17 protein-coding genes are annotated in these 16,840 nt (G+C 72.6%); 10 read left to right on the plus strand and 7 right to left on the minus strand.

Annotation, left to right across the window (positions count from 1 at the left end):
• Nucleotides 1-42 precede the first annotated feature (42 nt).
• Entirely contained in the window at nucleotides 43-726 is a 684-nt protein-coding gene (locus tag PS467_RS04195; protein ID WP_268970077.1) for a GntR family transcriptional regulator, read from the plus strand.
• Between the two features lie 25 nt (nucleotides 727-751).
• Here PS467_RS04195 and PS467_RS04200 read toward each other — a convergent pair whose 3' ends face one another.
• Complete coding sequence (locus PS467_RS04200) at nucleotides 752-2,230, minus strand: FGGY-family carbohydrate kinase (RefSeq protein WP_311034048.1); 1,479 nt, start codon at nucleotides 2,228-2,230, stop codon at nucleotides 752-754.
• Nucleotides 2,223-2,360: a hypothetical protein gene (locus PS467_RS04205; RefSeq protein ID WP_311034049.1), complete on the minus strand. Its 138-nt coding sequence runs from the start codon at nucleotides 2,358-2,360 to the stop codon at nucleotides 2,223-2,225. Before PS467_RS04205 ends, PS467_RS04200 begins: the two co-directional genes overlap by 8 nt.
• A 263-nt stretch (nucleotides 2,361-2,623) precedes the next feature.
• Between PS467_RS04205 and bglX the strand changes: the two genes are divergently transcribed.
• The 6 genes from bglX (at nucleotide 2,624) to PS467_RS04235 (ending at nucleotide 9,553) form a co-directional block, all read left to right on the plus strand.
• Nucleotides 2,624-4,909, plus strand: a complete 2,286-nt coding sequence (bglX, locus tag PS467_RS04210; RefSeq protein ID WP_311034050.1) for a beta-glucosidase BglX — start codon at nucleotides 2,624-2,626, stop codon at nucleotides 4,907-4,909.
• A 217-nt stretch (nucleotides 4,910-5,126) separates the two neighbouring features.
• Nucleotides 5,127-6,047 (plus strand): AEC family transporter, encoded by a 921-nt coding sequence (locus tag PS467_RS04215; RefSeq protein ID WP_311034051.1) that lies wholly within the window; start codon nucleotides 5,127-5,129, stop codon nucleotides 6,045-6,047.
• Between the two features lie 262 nt (nucleotides 6,048-6,309).
• Complete coding sequence (locus tag PS467_RS04220) at nucleotides 6,310-7,128, plus strand: SigB/SigF/SigG family RNA polymerase sigma factor (protein WP_432280536.1); 819 nt, start codon at nucleotides 6,310-6,312, stop codon at nucleotides 7,126-7,128.
• A 145-nt stretch (nucleotides 7,129-7,273) separates the two neighbouring features.
• Entirely contained in the window at nucleotides 7,274-8,113 is an 840-nt protein-coding gene (locus PS467_RS04225) for an SDR family oxidoreductase (protein ID WP_311034052.1), read from the plus strand.
• A 167-nt stretch (nucleotides 8,114-8,280) separates the two neighbouring features.
• Entirely contained in the window at nucleotides 8,281-9,105 is an 825-nt protein-coding gene (locus PS467_RS04230) for an LLM class F420-dependent oxidoreductase (protein ID WP_311034053.1), read from the plus strand.
• A gap of 16 nt (nucleotides 9,106-9,121) precedes the next feature.
• Nucleotides 9,122-9,553 (plus strand): TIGR03668 family PPOX class F420-dependent oxidoreductase, encoded by a 432-nt coding sequence (locus tag PS467_RS04235; RefSeq protein ID WP_311034054.1) that lies wholly within the window; start codon nucleotides 9,122-9,124, stop codon nucleotides 9,551-9,553.
• A 115-nt stretch (nucleotides 9,554-9,668) separates the two neighbouring features.
• On the opposite strand, the gene PS467_RS04240 is transcribed toward PS467_RS04235, so the two are convergent.
• Complete coding sequence (locus PS467_RS04240) at nucleotides 9,669-10,046, minus strand: DUF2267 domain-containing protein (protein ID WP_311034055.1); 378 nt, start codon at nucleotides 10,044-10,046, stop codon at nucleotides 9,669-9,671.
• Nucleotides 10,047-10,248: 202 nt separating this feature from the next.
• Between PS467_RS04240 and PS467_RS04245 the strand changes: the two genes are divergently transcribed.
• Nucleotides 10,249-10,962, plus strand: a complete 714-nt coding sequence (locus tag PS467_RS04245; RefSeq protein WP_311034056.1) for an HdeD family acid-resistance protein — start codon at nucleotides 10,249-10,251, stop codon at nucleotides 10,960-10,962.
• A gap of 35 nt (nucleotides 10,963-10,997) precedes the next feature.
• Here PS467_RS04245 and PS467_RS04250 read toward each other — a convergent pair whose 3' ends face one another.
• From PS467_RS04250 to PS467_RS04260, 3 genes are all read right to left on the minus strand, one after another.
• Nucleotides 10,998-11,156, minus strand: coding sequence for a hypothetical protein (locus PS467_RS04250; RefSeq protein ID WP_164502469.1), 159 nt, complete (start codon nucleotides 11,154-11,156; stop codon nucleotides 10,998-11,000).
• Between the two features lie 132 nt (nucleotides 11,157-11,288).
• Nucleotides 11,289-11,417, minus strand: a complete 129-nt coding sequence (locus PS467_RS04255; protein ID WP_311034057.1) for a hypothetical protein — start codon at nucleotides 11,415-11,417, stop codon at nucleotides 11,289-11,291.
• Complete coding sequence (locus PS467_RS04260; protein ID WP_311034058.1) at nucleotides 11,414-12,568, minus strand: baeRF2 domain-containing protein; 1,155 nt, start codon at nucleotides 12,566-12,568, stop codon at nucleotides 11,414-11,416. The genes PS467_RS04255 and PS467_RS04260 overlap by 4 nt, the downstream gene beginning before the upstream one ends.
• 131 nt (nucleotides 12,569-12,699) lie before the next feature.
• Here PS467_RS04260 and polX point away from each other — a divergent pair, with 131 nt between their 5' ends.
• Complete coding sequence (gene polX / locus PS467_RS04265; RefSeq protein WP_311034059.1) at nucleotides 12,700-14,445, plus strand: DNA polymerase/3'-5' exonuclease PolX; 1,746 nt, start codon at nucleotides 12,700-12,702, stop codon at nucleotides 14,443-14,445.
• Nucleotides 14,442-15,218 (plus strand): uracil-DNA glycosylase, encoded by a 777-nt coding sequence (locus PS467_RS04270; protein WP_311034060.1) that lies wholly within the window; start codon nucleotides 14,442-14,444, stop codon nucleotides 15,216-15,218. The genes polX and PS467_RS04270 overlap by 4 nt, the downstream gene beginning before the upstream one ends.
• Before the next feature lie 14 nt (nucleotides 15,219-15,232).
• Here PS467_RS04270 and PS467_RS04275 read toward each other — a convergent pair whose 3' ends face one another.
• Nucleotides 15,233-16,597 (minus strand): S1 family peptidase, encoded by a 1,365-nt coding sequence (locus PS467_RS04275; RefSeq protein ID WP_438829325.1) that lies wholly within the window; start codon nucleotides 16,595-16,597, stop codon nucleotides 15,233-15,235.
• Nucleotides 16,598-16,840: the final 243 nt, after the last annotated feature.

Genomic DNA, 16,840 nt, shown 5'->3' on the forward strand with positions numbered 1-16,840 from the left:
TCAGTTGACGGGAAGCGATGGTCACATCTAGGGTCACGTGCCATGCAACGACCCGCCGGAAAGCGGCTTCAGCAGACCAGCATGCAGGCGAGGGTCGCCGAAGAGCTGCGGCAGATGATCATCAGTGGTGAGCTGCCGCCCCGCTCCAGCCTCTCCGAGATGGCGCTGTCCGAGACCTTCGGCGTCAGCCGGACGCCCATCCGCGAGGCCCTCAAACAGCTCCAGATCGAGGGACTGGTCGAAGTGCGGCCGCGGGTCGGCACGTTCGTCGCCGTACCGTCCCGGCGCGAGCTGACCGAGCTGTTCCAGATGAAGGAGCTGCTGGAGGGCGCCGCCGCCCGGCTGCTGGCCTTCCGCGGGAACGTGCCCGAAGTGGAGCGGCTGGAAGCCACCATGACGGCGGCCGACGCGGCCGTCCGGGACGGCGACGCCGAGCGGTACGCGGCGCTGGTCCACGAGTTCCACGACGTGATCGTGGTGGGCGCGGACAACAGCAAGCTGGAGGCCCACTACCGCACCCTGATGAACCAGCTGGCCTACGCCCGGCTGGTGCGCACCTCGCTGTCCCGGCCCGGCCGGCTGGTCGAGTCCGACGATGAGCACCACCGCGTCCTGAGCCTGATCCGGGCCAAGGACGGCGACGGTGCGGAGCGGGTGATGCGGGAGCATGTGCGCATGAGCCACCAGGCCCTGATGGCGGGCATGGACGAGCGCCGGGCCGACTGAAGCGGGCCCCGGCGCCCGTCCGCCGTCACGGCGCCGAGTCGGCCAGCGCGTGTCCGATGTGCCGGGTCGCCTCGTACAGCTCCCGGTACAGCGGGTAGCGGGTGTCGTAGACCGCACGCCACTCCTCGTCCGGTGCGACGGTCGCGACCACCGGGTTCCAGTCCTCGGTGTCGGCGCCGAGGGCCCCGGCCACCAGGGCGGCGTCGCCGAAGGATGCGCCGACGGTCTCGGCGGGGACGCACTGCGGCCGACCGGTCGCCGCGGAGACGGTGGCCGTCCACAGGCTGCGGGCGCCGCCGCCGACCGCGACCAGCCGGTCGATCCGGGCCCCCGCGTCGGCGAACGCCTCCAGGTTGTGGCGCACTCCGAACGCGGTGGCCTCCAGCGCCGCCCGGTACAGCTCGGCGCGCCCGTGGTGCAGGGTCAGCCCGATGACGGTGCCCCGCGCCCGGGGGTCGAACACCGGGGTGCGCTCCCCGGCGAAGTACGGCAGCATCAGCAGGCCGCGCGCTCCCGGCGGGATCCGCTCGGCCTCGGCCAGCAGGGTGGCGAAGTCCGAGCCGGTGAGGTCGCGCAGCCACTCGGTGAGGCTGCCGGAGGTGGCCATGCCGGCCGCGAGGCAGTAACTGCCGGGCCGCACCCCGGTGGTGCCCCACAGCGCGGGGTGGCGCATCGGCCGGTCGCCCATGGCGGTGAGGAACATGGTCGAGCCGTACATCACCATGGTGTCACCGGGGTCCAGCGCCCCCACGCTGGCGGCCTCCGCCCACGCGTCGATGGTGCCCGCGGTCACCGGCGTCCCCTCGGGCAGCCCGGTGGCCTCGGCGGCGGCCGCGTGCACGGTGCCGACCACCTCACCGGGCCAGGCGAGCTCCGGCAGGCCGAGGCCAGGGGCGACCCGCTGGGCCCAGTCCTCGTTCCAGCGCCGGGCGTCGAGGTCGTAGAGCGGATCGCACTGGCTGGCCGAGTGGTGGTCCAGCCGGTACTCCCCGGTCAGCCGGTGCACCAGCAGGCTGGAGGCCATGAAGAACCGGCGGGTGCGCCGCCACACCTCCGGTTCCCGGCGGGCGAGCCAGCGCAGCTTCGGGCCGACCGCCTGGCTGGTGAGCGGGGAGCCGCCGCGGGCCAGGATCTCCGCTGCGCCGAGTTCGGCGGTGAGCTCGGCGATCTCGGCGGTGGCGCGGGTGTCGACGCCGTACAGGATCGCGGGGCGCAGCGGCCGGCCGGCCGCGTCGGCGGGCAGCAGACACGGCCCGATGCCGGACACCCCGACGCCGGCCACCGCCCGCGCGGCCACGCCTTCGGCGGCCAGCAGTTCGCGGACGACAGCGGTGAAGTCGGCCCACCACACGGTCTCGGCGTCGTGCTCGAACCACCCGGGCCGGGGTGTGGCGGTGCGGTGCGGGCGGGTGGCGCGGGCGAGCACCCGGCCGTCGGCGCGGACCACCACACCCTTGGACGAGCCGGTGCCGATGTCCACCCCGAGGAAGAGCGGATCACTCATGGCCGGCCGCCGCACGGGCCGAGCGCGGCGCGGAGCGCGGCCGGTTCCTGGCGCCGAGGAGGCGTTCGCACGAGGTGGTCAGGGCGGTCTCGCCGAGGGGCTGCTGCTGCCGCAGCGAGGTGACGGGCACCGACGGGCTCCTTCCGACGGGTGGGCGGCACTGGTCAACGGTTGACCGTTGACCTCATCATCGCCCTTCGCCACCGGCCCGGAACAGTGCCGCCCGGCGGAAGCGGGACCCCCGGAAGTACCGGGGCCCGGACGCCGATCGTGGCGTACGTTGGCAGAAGGCCCACGGCGAAGGTGGCCGCTCCCCTCCCGCACTCGGACTCCTCACGGCCCTCGGAGGCTCTTCACGGGATCACTCGGGGTACTCCTCAAGGGATCAAGACCATGAACGATGTGCGCAGACGTACGGTGCTCGCCGCGGCCGGGGGGACGGCCATCGCGGGCAAGGCCGCGACCGCACGGGCCCAGGGCCCGCCCGCCTCCGCCGACGGGGCCCGGCGGGCGCAGGCGGAGCCCGGTCCCCATGAGGCCAGGATCCAGGCCCTGCTAGGGCGGATGACCGTCGACGAGAAGCTGGGCCAGCTCCAGCAGCTGGCCTGGACCGGCGCCACCGGACCCGGCGGCGGGCAGACCGCCGCCGCGGAGAAGGCGGCCCGCAGGGGCAGGCTGGGCTCCGTGCTCAACATCTACGGCGCCCGGACCACCAACACCCTGCAACGGATGGCCGTCGAGAAGTCCCGGCTGGGCATTCCGCTGATCTTCGGGCTCGACGTCATCCATGGCATGTGGACCACCTTCCCCATCCCCCTCGCCCAGGCGGCCGCCTTCGACCCCGCGGTGGCCGAGCGGGACGCGGAGGTGTCGGCGAAGGAGGCCCGCTCCAACGGGGTGCACTGGGCGTTCTCCCCGATGATGGACGTCACCCACGAACCGCGCTGGGGGCGGATCGCCGAGGGCGGCGGCGAGGACCCGTATCTGACGGCGGCGCTCGCGGCCGCCAAGACCCGCGGCTACCAGGGCGAGGACCTCAGCTCCCGGCACCGCCTCGCGGCCTGCGCCAAGCACATGATCGCCTACGGGGGCGTCGAGGGCGGCCGCGACTACAACACGGTGGACGTCTCCGAGGCCCGGCTGCGCAACCTCTACCTGCCCCCGTTCAAGGCGGCCGTGGACGCCGGGGTGGCCACCGTCATGGCCGGCTTCAACACCGTCAGCGGAGTTCCCGCCCACGGCTACCGGCACGCGCTGACCGAGATCCTCAAGGAGGAATGGGCCTTTACCGGCTTCGTCGTCAGCGACTACGACGGCGTCGAGGAAATGATCGTCCACGGCTATGCCGCCGACCGCGCCGACGCCGCCCGGCTGGCCTTCGACGCCGGGATCGACATGGAGATGGCCAGCACCACCCTCAACGAATACGGCAAGCGGCTGCTGCGCAGCGGGCGGATCACCACCGCCCACCTGGACGAGGCGGTGGCCCGCGTCCTGCGCCTGAAGTTCCGGCTCGGGCTCTTCGACCACCCCTACGCGGACGAACACACGGCGATCGCCGGACCCACCAAGGCGTCCCGGGCGGCGGCACGCGCGGCGGCCGCGCGCACCATGGTGCTGCTCAAGAACGAGAAGTCCACGCTCCCGCTCGGCAGGTCGGGCTCCATCGCCGTGGTCGGGCCGTTCGCCGACTCCACCGATCTGCGCGGCTCCTGGGCCGGTACCTGGGCCGAGGCGTATCCCCCGGTCACGGTTCTGGACGCGGTCAAGGACGCGGCCCCGAAGGCTCATATCAGCCATGAGCGAGGCGTGGCCGCCTCCGGCCGGAACACCAGGGGCATCGCACGGGCGGTCTCGGCGGCCAGGGCGACGGATGTGACCGTGGTGGTGGCCGGCGAGGCGGCGACGCTCAGCGGGGAGGCGGCGGTGCGCAGCGACCTCGGGCTGCCCGGCGCGCAGGAGAAGCTGATCAGCGCCATCGCGGACACCGGCGCGCCGTTCGTGGTGGTGCTGCTGAGCGGACGCCCGCTGACGATGGAGGGCTGGCTGGACCGCACCCCCGCCGTGCTCCAGGCGTGGCATCCGGGCATCGAGGGCGGCAACGCCATCGCGGACGTGCTCTTCGGCACCGTGAACCCCGGCGGCAAGCTCCCGGTGACCTTCCCGCGCACCGTCGGGCAGATCCCCCTCTACTACAACCACGAGAACACCGGACGCCCCTACGACCCGCACAACCACTACACCTCGGGGTACCTGGACCTGGTCAACGGGCCCCAGTTCCCCTTCGGCCACGGCCTCAGCTACACCACCTTCGACATCGGCGAACCCCGGCTCAGCGTGAGCCGCGTCCGGGCCGAGGCGCTGCGCAAGGGCGACACCGTGGAGGTGGCGGTCCCGGTGCGCAACACCGGGCGCCGCAGGGGAGATGAGGTGGTGCAGCTGTACATCCGCGATCCGGTGGCGAGCATCGTGCAACCGGTCCGCAGGCTCAGCGGCTTCCGCCGGGTCAGTCTCGGCGCCGGCCAGGCCACCACGGTCCGCTTCCGGCTGAGCGCCGAGGAGCTGGGCTTCTGGACGCAGGACCCGCACGGCAGGTTCCTGCTCCAGAAGGGCGAGATCCAGGTGTTCGCGGGCAACAGCTCGCGGGCGCACCAGAAGCGGATCCTCACCATCATCTGAACATCATGCGCGGGACGTCATGCGCGGGAACGTCATGCGCGTAAGCGACTTCACAGCGCCGCGGCCGCGTTACTTGTAGGGTGCATGCTGACCGCTACGCACCCCGGAAGACGCCCTTGATGACCGCCGCGCCCCCGCCCCCGACCACCACGACGACCGGGCGGGACCCCGCGGCCCACCGCATGGCCCGCCCCCGCCCCGGTGGGGCGGAGGTCCCGTGGGCGGTGTGATCACCGGCTTCGGCGTCATCGCGACCATCATCGTCACCGGCTATGTCATCGGGCGCCGCGGCTCCTTGGGCGACCACGGCCGGGATGTGCTCACCAAGCTCTCGTTCGATGTCGCCTCCCCGGCCCTGATGTTCACCACGCTCTCCAAGGCCGACCTGTCCGTCATCGTCTCCACCCCGCTGCTGGTGACGGCCCTGAGCACCTTCGTCGTCGCGGGGGCCTTCGTCACCGTCGGCGCCGTGCGGCGGTGGAGCGTCGGCCGGACGACGATCGGCGCGCTGTGCGCGAGCTATGTCAACGCGGGCAACCTCGGCATTCCCATCGCCATGTACGTCCTCGGGGACGCCACCCTGATCGCGCCGGTGCTGCTCTTCCAGCAGCTCGTGATGACCCCGATCGCCCTGACCGTCATCGATCTCAGCCGGCCCGCCCAGCGGACCTCGGCGGTGCGCAGGCTGACCACGCCGTTCCGCAACCCGATCGTGATCGGCTCGCTGTCCGGTGTCCTGGTGGCCGCCGCCGGCTGGCATGTCCCCGGGCCGGTCATGGAACCGCTCTCGCTGCTGGGCGGCATGTCCGTGCCCGCCGTACTGCTGGCCTTCGGGATCTCGCTGCCGGGCAGCGAACTCCCCGGACGTGGCGCGGAACGCGGGCCGGTGCTGCTGTCGGTGGCGCTGAAGTCCTTCGCCCAGCCGGTGGTGGCCTGGGCCATCGCGGCGGGGGTATTCCGGCTGAGCGGTCCGGCGCTCTTCGCCGCCGTCGTGACCTCCGCGCTGCCGGCCGCCCAGAACCTGTTCACCTATGCCGCACGGTATGAGACCGCCACCGTCCTGGCCCGGGAGTCGATTCTGCTGTCCACCCTGCTCGCGGCACCGGTGCTGATGACGGTCGCGGTGCTGCTGGGCTGAGTGAGGCCCGGCGGCGGCCGGCGCACCGGGGCGTATCGCACCGGTGTGCCGCTCGGCCAACCCGCCGGGAAGAACGCCTGGTTTACCCCTCGGGGCCCAGGGCAGGCGGATACTCGTGCTTCGGACCGCAGGCACGCACCGCGGGAGCAGTCTGTACTGCTCCGGACCGCGGCGGCGCGCCGGTCCGCACGTCCCCGTAAACCTCCCGCGGTGCACCCCAGGTCCCAGGCGACCCGTCAGCCCATCGCAGGAGGTGTGTTCCGTGACGACCGCGACGCAGGACATGGCACGACCCCGGACCGGCCCCGGGAAGCACCCGCATGACGACGCGCCCGACACCAGCGCCGAGTTCGCGCAGCTGGCCCGCCTCCCGGAGGGGCCCGAGAAGGAGGCGCTGCGCGGGCGGGTGGTGGAGGCGTGGATGCCGATGGCCGAGCGGCTGGCCCGGCAGTACCGCAACCGCGGCGAGTCCCTGGAGGACCTCCAGCAGGTGGCGGCGCTCGGCCTGGTGAAGGCGGTCAAGCGGTACGACCCGGAACACGGCACCGCCTTCGTCGGGTTCGCGGTGCCCACCATCGTCGGTGAGATCAAGCGTCACTTCCGGGACCACCTGTGGGTGCTGCACGTCCCCCGCCGGGTCCAGGACCTGCGCAACCGGGTGCGGGCCGCCGACCGGGAGCTGTCCCATTCGCTGGACGACCGGCCGCCGCGGGCCCAGGACATCGCCGAGCGCACCGGTCTGACCGAGAAGGAGGTGCGCACCGGTATGGAGGCCATGGGCAGCTTCACCCCGCTGTCCCTGGACGCCCAGCTGCCCGGCTCCGACGACGGCTACTCCCTGGCCGACACGCTCGGCGCCCAGGAGCCCGCGTACGACCGGGTGGTGGACCGCGAGGCCGTACGGCCCGGACTCACCCGGCTCCCCGACCGGGAGCGGCAGATCCTCTACCTGCGGTTCTTCTGCGATATGACCCAGAGCCGGATCGCCGAGCAGCTGGGCATCTCCCAGATGCACGTCTCACGGCTCATCAACCGCACATGCTCGACGCTGCGCGCCCAGGCGCTGGCCGAGGCCGGCTGAGCCGAAGCCCCGCGTTGCGCCGCTGGAACGATGTGCATCGCCTCAGTGGGTGACCGCGGCGCCGTGGGGAGCGAGGACTCCCGCCGCCGGCTGCGAGGGTCGGGGCGGCGGATGACGGACGCCCGAACGAAGGAGACGAAAGCCAGTGAACACCCTTCCCGATCGTCCCCCTCCGGTGCACGTCCCGGAACTCCTCAAGGGGCAGAAAGCGCTGGTGACCGGGGCCAACTCGGGAATCGGAAAAGCGACCGCGATTGCCCTGGGGCGCTCCGGCGCGGAGGTGGTGGTCAACTACGTCAGCGACCGGCCCGCCGCCGAGGCCGTCGTCGCCGAGATCAAGGGCCACGGGGTGCGGGCCTACGCCCACCAGGCGGATGTGTCCCAGGAGGACCAGGTCGTCGACATGATGGCCACGATGATCGACCGCCTGGGCACGATCGACGTTCTCGTCACCAACGCGGGACTGCAGCGCGACGCCCCGACGACGGAGATGACGCTGGCGCAGTGGGAGAAAGTGATCTCGGTCAACCTCACCGGCCAGTTCCTGTGCGCCCGGGAGGCGATCAAGGAGTTCCTGCGGCGCGGAGTGGTTCCGGAGGTGTCGCGGGCGGCCGGGAAGATCATCTGCATGAGCTCGGTCCACCAGACCATCCCGTGGGCCGGCCATGTGAACTACGCGGCGGCCAAGGGCGGCGTGGCGATGCTGATGGAGACCCTGGCCCAGGAGTTCGCGCCCCAGCGGATCAGGGTGAACGCCATCGCGCCGGGCGCCGTCAAGACCCCGATCAACCGCAGTGCCTGGGAGACCCCCGAGGCACGGGCCGCGCTCGGGGAGCTGATCCCGTACGGCCGGATCGGTACCCCTGTAGACATCGCCAACGCCGCCGTCGTCCTGGCCTCCGACCTGTGCGACTACGTGGTGGGCACCACCTTCTACGTGGACGGCGGCATGACCCTCTTCCCCGGTTTCGCCACGGGCGGCTGAGCCGGGACGGGGCGGGGCCTGGGAAGGCGGGTGGGGCCCGGGAAGGCGGGTGGGCCGTCCGGACCACCGGGCCGGCCGCGTCACTCGTGCGCACCGTTGCGGTTTCCGCGCGGCCGGGTACCCATGTGGTTCCCGCAGAGATCGGCGCATCTTCCCAAGGAGCCGCAGTGAGAATCGGCGTGTCCACCTTCGTCACCGACCAGGGCGTCCAGCCCGTCCCCCTGGGGCGGGCCCTAGAGGAGCGCGGGTTCGACTCGCTCTTCATCGCGGAGCACAGCCATATCCCGGTGGAGCGCCGCACCCCCTATCCGGGTGGCGGAGAGCTGCCGGAGATCTACTACCGCACCCTCGACCCGTTCGTCACCCTCAGCGCGATCGCGGCGGTCACCCGGTCGCTGCTGCTGGGGACCGGTGTCGCCCTGGTGGCGCAACGGGACCCGATCATCACCGCCCGGGAAGTGGCCTCCCTGGACCTGGTCTCCGGCGGAAGGGCGGTCTTCGGGGTCGGTATCGGCTGGAACCGCGAGGAGATGGAGAACCACGGCACGGATCCGGCCACCCGGGGCCGGCTGGTGAACGAGCGGCTCCAGGCCATCATCGCGCTGTGGACGAAGGAGAAGGCCGAATTCCATGGGGAGTTCGTGCACTTCGACCCCGTGTACCAGTGGCCCAAGCCGGTCCAGCGGCCGCATCCGCCGATCTATGTGGGCGGCGGTGAGGGCGCGTTCCGGCGGATCGCCGCCCTCGGCGACGCCTGGCTGGCCAACAGCGAGTCGCCCGACGCCCTGCGTCCGCAGATCGAGCGGCTGCGCGAGGTGGCCGGCCGCGAGGTGCCGGTGACGGTGTACGCGGTGCCCGAGGACCCCGACGCGCTCGAGGGATATCAGCGCCTCGGGGTGGAGCGGGTGCTGTTCTATCTGCCGACGGTGCCGGAGGCGGAGACGATGACACGGCTGGACGCGATGGCACGGATCGCCGCCCGGTTCCAGTGAGCCGCCGAGGACCACGATGCCGAAGATGACGAGCGCGCAGGCGCGCGAACGTTTCGCACGGGCCCCGCTGGCCCGGCTGGCGACCGTCGGCACCGGGGACCGCCCGCATCTGGTGCCGGTGGTCTTCGCGCTGACCGGTGACACGGTGGTGATGGCCGTCGACCACAAGCCGAAGCGGACGACTCGGCTGAAGCGCCTGGACAACATCCGCGCACACCCCGCGGTATGCCTCCTGGTGGACGACTACGACGAGAACTGGGACCACCTGTGGTGGGCGCGGGGCGACGGTACGGCCCGCGTCCTGCCGCCGGCGGACGAGTCGGCGCTGTCCGCGGGTCACGTCCGGCTGCTCGTGGACGCCTATCCCGCCCAGTACCGGGACCGGCCGCCGCGCGGGCCGGTCGTGGAGGTCGCCGTCGAGCGGTGGAGTGGCTGGCGGGCCGTATGAGCCCGGCGTCCAAAGCCGCGTCGGCGCGTGGACCCCGCGTCAGGGCGTGGACTCCGCGTCGGCGCGAAGTCTTCGCGTCGGCGCGTGGTCTCCGCGTCAGGGCGTGGACTCCGCGTCAGGGCGTGGTCTCCGCCATCCTCGCGAACTCGCTGCCCAGCTGGGACATGGCGTGGTCGTACTCCTCCCGGGAGACGGCCTCCCGGAGCGTGGCGAGGACCGCCCGGACGCCTCGGCCGGCCTCCGTCTCGGACAGCCCGGTGCGCTCCCGCACCCTGCGGATCGACTCGTCGACGTCGAAGACCTCCATCTCGTCCCGCCCCCGCCGGAGGGCTTCGCGGAGGCGCTCGGGCAGCTCCGAGGCGAGATCGCGGGCCTCGCCCGCGCTCAGCCGGGCCGCGAGGGTCTCGAGCGTGGCGCGGGTGACGTCGGCCGCTTCCTGCCGGGAGAGCTGGGTGCGGTCCGCCACGGCCTGGAAAAACTCCCTGTCGTCCATGCGGGCCTCCCTCTGACGCGCACCAGGAACCGCCTCACCACCACCTTGCCACGCGCGTCCGCCACCCGCGAGGCACGTCCGGACCCGCCCGGACGCCGGAGGTGTCCCGGTGGCGCGGTGTCATCAGGCGCCGGGACGGGCACGGGGGGACGATGGTGGTGTGGGCTACGGCCGTCATGTTCCCTCAAGGAGGTGGACGACCATGACTTACTCCTCCGACACTCCGCACGGCGCCGGCCGGCCGAGAGAGGAACCCTATGGTCAGCCGGGACAGCGGCCCTTCGGTGAGGGCGACCCGTACGCGACGGTGCAGAACGTCCTGTCCGACGCCGCCTGGCAGGTCCTGGTGACCGCCGGTGTGGTGGCGATCGCGCTGGGTGTCATGGTGCTGGCGTGGCCGGGGGCCACTCTGGCGGTGGTCGGCGCCCTGTTCGGCGCCTATCTGGTGATCAGTGGGGCCTTTCAGCTGGCCGGGGCCTTCGGTGCGCACATACCGGGACATCTGCGGGTGCTGAGCTTCATCACCGGGGCGCTGAGCGTGCTGCTGGGACTGCTGTGCTTCCGGGGTCCGGCCCAGTCGATCCTGCTGCTCGCGCTGTGGGTCGGCTTCTCCTGGCTGATCCGGGGCGTGATGCAGACCGCCACCGCCATCTCCGGCGAGGGCATGCCCGCCCGGGGCTGGCAGCTGTTCCTCGGCGCGATCACCATCCTGGCCGGGATCATCCTGATCGTGGCGCCCTTCGGCTCGATCACCGCGCTCACCGTGGTGACCGGCATCTGGCTGCTCGCGCTCGGCATCATCGAGGTCATGCACGGCATCCAGTTGCGCGCCCGCCTCGGCGGCCGCGGCGCTCCCCGCAAGGAACACCGGGGGCTGCACTTCCCGTTCCGCTCGCAGCCGCATCCTCAGCCGTAGCCCGATCCGCGGCCCGGTCCACGGCCCGGTCCGGGTCAGCGGGTCTGCACCCACCACGCCATCAGACCGATGGCCGCGGTGCCGCACGCGTACGACGCGCCCCGGACGAAGTTGGCGGCGGCGAGCCGGCCGTATCGACGCCATCTGCTGCTGGAACGGCTGGGTACCGGTGGGCGAACCTCCATGGTGTGCATATGGAGCCCCTTTCGTGAGCGTACGGACAGTGACTGTCCGACACGAGGGAACGACGCGCTGGAGAAAGCATACAAAAGTGTGAACTTGCACCATGCGCCGGACGCGCCGAGAAAATCCCTTTCGACACGATTTCAGGACACCGTCGTGCAGCGTGGGTTGCGGGCCGCGGGGACACTACGGGTGGCGGTGTTCCAGTCCGAGATCCCCGGCCACCGGCTCACCGCGGTCACCGCGGTCACCGCGGTCACCGCGATGGTCACGCGTGCCAGCGCAGCACCGCGCCCAGGCCACCGGCGGGCCCCGGCACTCCCTCGGGCACCAGCAGCACCTCGGTGTCGGCCACCGCCGCGGACCGCATCAGCGCGTCGTCCACGCGCGCCGGTTCGGGCGCGCGGACGCCCATGGCGCGTGCCTGGGACCGCTGCACGGCCAGCTGATCGGCGCCGGGGCCGATCCACACCTCATGGCGCATGTCGCCCCCCTCGTGCCCCAGCAGCAGCGTGGCCGCCTGATGGCTGCGCATGACCTCCACGACCGCCGGCACCCCCTCCGCCGCCCCGCTGCTCGGCGTCGCGGTGGCGTCGTGCCCGCCCAGGCCCGGCCCGCCGGGGCGGCCCCGCCCGGCGCGGAAGAGGTCGAGGACCGACTCCAGATGGGCACGGGCGTGCTCCGCCCGCGCGTGGGCGATCTCCACATCGAGCAGCTCGGAGCAGCCGGCGGCCCTGCTGCCGTGGCGCATCTCCGCCACCTGGTCCCGCAGCGGCTCGGGCAGCCGGTCGCGTACCGCCCGGCGCCCGCGCGGGTCACCGGCCAGGACCAGCAGCTCGGCCTCGCCGTCGGCCCACCGCCGCTCCAGCTCGTCGGCCACCCGGTCGGCGGTCTGCTCCCAGGTGTTCCCGACCCGGTTGCGGTAGTGCCACTCCTGGCGGTCGGCGGGCACCGACCGGTGGCCCCGGCCGTACACCCTGCCGCCCGCGGCGCGGCCCGCCGGGCGGGTACCGGTGTCGTCCCGCAGTTCCAGATCGGCGCCCGCCTGGTCGACGAGGGCCACCAGACAGACCGGCCACTCGCCGCGCAACGAGGCCAGCGGCGCCACCCGGGGCAGCGCGGACCAGGAGGTCTCGACATCGAGCGGGGCCGTGGCCAGCGGCAGGTCGAGCAGCACCTCGCCGCCCGTCGCGAACAGCGCCCGCCCCGCGGAGGCCCTGGCCTCCTGCTCATCGGCCAGCCGCGCGACCACCGCGTCACAGGTGGCGCGGTCGGCGCCCTGGCCGGCCAGCTGGTCCGCCACGAACCGCTCCCGCAGTCGGCGCCGCCTGGGCGCGTCCTCCATGGTGCGGGAGGTGTCCATGTACACGCACGCCCATGGACCGGGGCGGTCGAACAACGGCTTCAGGAATCCAACGTCCATGACCTCCCCCAAACCCGGGGAACCACACGGCCGGAACCGGTCGACCCGACGTCCTCGGATCGCGGTTCCACTCCTGTCCCCAGCATCCCTCCACCTCACCGGGATCGCCAGGGACGACTAGAATCGCTGTCATGGCTCGCTCCAACGAGGAGGTCGAAGCCCTCCTGCGTGAGTACGCCGATCTCCTCCTGATCACGGGCGGGGACGCGTACCGGGCGCGTGCCTATGAGAAGGCCGCCCGCGCGATCGGCGGCCATCCGGCCGACATCTCGCAGTTCGACGCCAAGGGGTTGCGGGAGATCCCCAATGTGGGCCGGTCGATCGCCGACAAGGTGGTCGAGTATCTGCGCACCGGGACCATGCCCGCCGTCGAGGAGGCGCGCGCCGCGATCCCGGCCGGGGTGCGGGAGCTGACCGCCATCCCGGCGCTCGGCCCCAAGAAGGCCATGATCCTCTACGAGGAACTGCGGATCTCCTCGATCGACCAGCTGGCGGGGGCGATCGAGGAGCATCAGCTGCGCGATCTCAAGGGCTTCGGGCCGAAGTCCGAGGAGAACATCCTCCACGGCATCGAGATGATGCGCGCCGCCGGCCGGCGCATCCCGCTCCACGAGGCCATGGAGGTGGCCGATGACATCGTCTCCGCACTGTCCCGGGTGCCCGGCTGCCGGCGGTGTGCGTACGCGGGGTCGCTGCGCCGGATGAAGGAGACCGTGGGCGATGTGGACATCCTGGTCGCGGCGGAGGAATCCGGCCCGTTCATGGAGGCGTTCACCGGGCTGCCGCTCACCTCCGAGGTGATCGCACACGGCGGGAAGAAGACCTCGATCCGCACCACGAAGGGGCTCCAGGTGGATCTGCGGGTCCTGCCGCTGGACTCGTGGGGCGCGGGGCTGCTCTACTTCACCGGCTCCAAGGCGCACAACATCCGCGTCCGCGCGATCGCGGTGCGCCATGGCCTCAAACTCTCCGAGTACGGCCTCTTCGAGACCAGGAGCGGGAAGACCGTCGCCTCACGGAGCGAGGAGGACGTCTACGCCCGGCTCGGCATGGACTGGATCCCGCCGACGCTGCGCGAGGACCGGGGCGAGGTCAAGGCCGCCCTCGAAGGCCAACTCCCCCGGCTGGTGACGGAATCCGATCTGCGGGGCGATCTGCACACCCACACCGATCTCACCGACGGGCTGGAGCCGCTGGAAGCCATGATCGACAAGGCGGAGCGGCGCGGATACGCGTACTACGCCATCACCGATCACGCGCCCAAGCTGTACATGCAGCAGATGACCGAGGAGAAGATGCTGGCCCAGCGGGAGCGGGTGCGCCGGCTCGACCGGGGACGCGGCCGCCGGGACACCCGGCTGCTGCACGGAGTGGAGCTGAACATCGACGCCGACGGGGACGTGGACTGGCCGCCCGACTTCCTCGACGACTTCGACCTGTGCGTGGCCTCGGTGCACACCCATTTCGGCCAGCCCCGCGACGTCATGACCCGGCGGCTGGTGAGGGCCTGCGAGAACCCGAACGTCCATGTCATCGGCCATCCGACGACCCGGCTGATCGGCAAACGGCCGGGCATCGACGCCGACTTGGACGAGGTGTTCGACGCCTGCGCCCGCACCGGCACCGCGCTGGAGATCAACGCGCATCCGGACCGGCTCGACCTGTCGGACGAGAACATCCTGCGGGCCAAGTCGCACGGGGTGGTGTTCGCCCTGGACAGCGACGCCCACTCGACCCGGGACCTGGACAACATGCGGTACGGGGTGGGCATGGCCCAACGGGGCTGGCTCACCCCGGACGACATCATCAACACCTGGCCGCTGACCCGGCTGCGGCGTTTCCTGCGCAAGGACACGGGGCACCAGCCTGCCACATGAGCACCTTCGAACCCGCACACTCCTACCCCGCCCGTCAGGCCCCCGCCGCCGGAACCCTCGCCGGGCTGGACGAACGGCTGATCCACTGCCGCGCCTGCCCCCGGCTGGTCGAGTGGCGGGAGGAGGCCGCCCGCACCAAGCGCCGGGCCTTCGCCGACTGGGACTACTGGGGGCGGCCGGTGCCCGGGTTCGGGCCGCCGGACGCCGCGGTGGCGCTCGTGGGGCTCGCACCGGCCGCCCACGGCGCCAACCGCACGGGCCGGATGTTCACCGGCGACCGCTCCGGCGACTTCCTGTACGCGGCGCTGTACGACCTGGGGCTGGCCAACCAGCCCACCGCCACCCACCGCGACGACGGCCTGGAGCTGCGCGGGGTCAGGATCACCTCGCCGGTGCACTGCGCCCCGCCCGCCAACCGGCCCACCCCCGAGGAGCGGGACACCTGCCGCCCGTGGCTGGCCCGGGAGCTGCGGCTGCTGCGGCCGACGCTGCGGTCCGCCGTGGTGCTCGGCGCGTTCGGCTGGCAGGCCGTGATGCCCGCGCTGGCGGAGGCCGGATGGGCCGTGTCCCGGCCGCGTCCGGTGTTCGCGCACGGCGCGCGGATCACCCTGCCGGCGGCCGACGGCGGGGCGCCGCTCACGCTCTTCGGCTGCTATCACGTGAGCCAGCAGAACACCTTCACCGGACGGCTCACCCCGGCCATGCTGCGCGAGGTGCTCGCCGCCGCGGCGGAGGCGGCCGGACTACCGGTCCCGGGCCCCGGCCCGTCCTGACGGCGGCGGCCGGATCAGTCGCGTCCCCGGGCCGAACCGCTGCCGGTGTCCCCGGCACCCGCGTCGCCCGCTCCGGCACCGCCCGCCGCGTCACCGGCACCACCGGCGGCGTCCCCGCCACCTGCGCCGCCATCGGCGCCGATGACCGCACCGGTGGCCTCCAGCGCGGCGGTCACCGGCTGGAAGAACGTCTCGCCGCCCTGGGTGCAGTCGCCACTGCCGCCGGACGTCAGTCCGACCGCCGCGTCCCCGGCGAACATCGCACCGCCACTGTCGCCGGGCTCGGCGCACACATCGGTCTGGATGAGGCCGTTGACGATATCGCCGTTGCCGTAGTTCACCGTGGCGTCGAGGCCGGTGACCGTGCCGTCGGTGACGCCGGTCGTGGAGCCTGAGCGCCGCACCCGAAGACCCACGCTCGCCTCGACGGCGCGCCCGATCTCCTGGGTGCTGCCGTCCCCCAGGTCGACCGTGCCGACCGCCTGGGTGGTGGCGTCGTCGTACATCACCAGCGCGAAGTCGCTCTCCGGGAACCGGGAGTCCCGCACCGTACCCACCTGCTGGGCCCCGGCCTGGTCCGCGCTCCAGGTCCGGGACGCGTTGCCACAGTGGCCGGCGGTCAGGAAGCCCGGTGCGCCGTCCACGCTGACGTTGAAGCCCAGCGAACAGCGGGCGCCGCCGCCGAAGATGGCATCGCCGCCGTCGAGCCCTCCGGCCGCGTCCCCGCCCCCGCCGGCGTCCCCCGCACCTCCGGCACCGGCACCGCCCGCGCCCTGGTCCCCCGCGCCTGCGGCACCGGCACCGCCCGCGCCCTGGTCCCCCGTGCCGCCGTGGTCGCCGGGCCGGGCCGTCCCACCGCCGTCGAACCTCCTGAACTCGCCCTCGGTGCGCTTGACGCTCACCGTGCCCGCCATCCGGTCCGTGGTCCCGGTCAGCGCGGCCCACTTCGCGCCGGTCACCGTACGGTCGGCGGTCACCTGGACCGTGTTGGTCACCGGGTCGATCGACCAGGCGGTGCCGGGGACCGACGCGTCGCTGCTCAGCGTCTTGGCGGCGGCCTTCAGATCGGCCATGCTGTTCCGCACGACCTTCGCCACGGCGCCCTTGGCCCGGACGTCCTCGGCGGCGTCCTCGTTCAACACGTTCATGACCAGGCGGCGGTTGGTGGTGTCGTAGTACCAGCCCGCGCCGTCCGCACCGAGGTCCGAGGCGAGACTCCGCGCGAGCTTCACCGCGACCGGGGACGAGAAGGCCGTGGCGCTCGACGTCCTGTCCTGGCTCGCGTTGGCGTGGGGCAGCGCAATGGCCGCCGCCCCCAGCGCGGCGAGGGCGGCTCCGGACAGGACGAGGTTCCGCTTGTTCACACGTCGATGGCTCAACTCACTGACCTCCAGTCGGGGATGCGCGGCGGGCGGGTGCCGAGCGCCTGCCGCGTTCCGCCCCGCCCCGCGCGGGGCCACCACGTCGTACGCGGGGGCGTTGACCCCGTTCTCATCCGTACTCACGGTGTGATGAATGGCTGCGCCGAACGCTCCGGACGGGTAGGCTCCGCCGGTTCGGCCGACCTCGGTCGGATCGTCGGCCGCGGTGGTCGGCAACGCCACCGCGTTCGACTCCCGAAG

Origin of the sequence: Streptomyces luomodiensis, assembly GCF_031679605.1 — a bacterium.
Classification (GTDB): domain Bacteria; phylum Actinomycetota; class Actinomycetes; order Streptomycetales; family Streptomycetaceae; genus Streptomyces; species Streptomyces luomodiensis.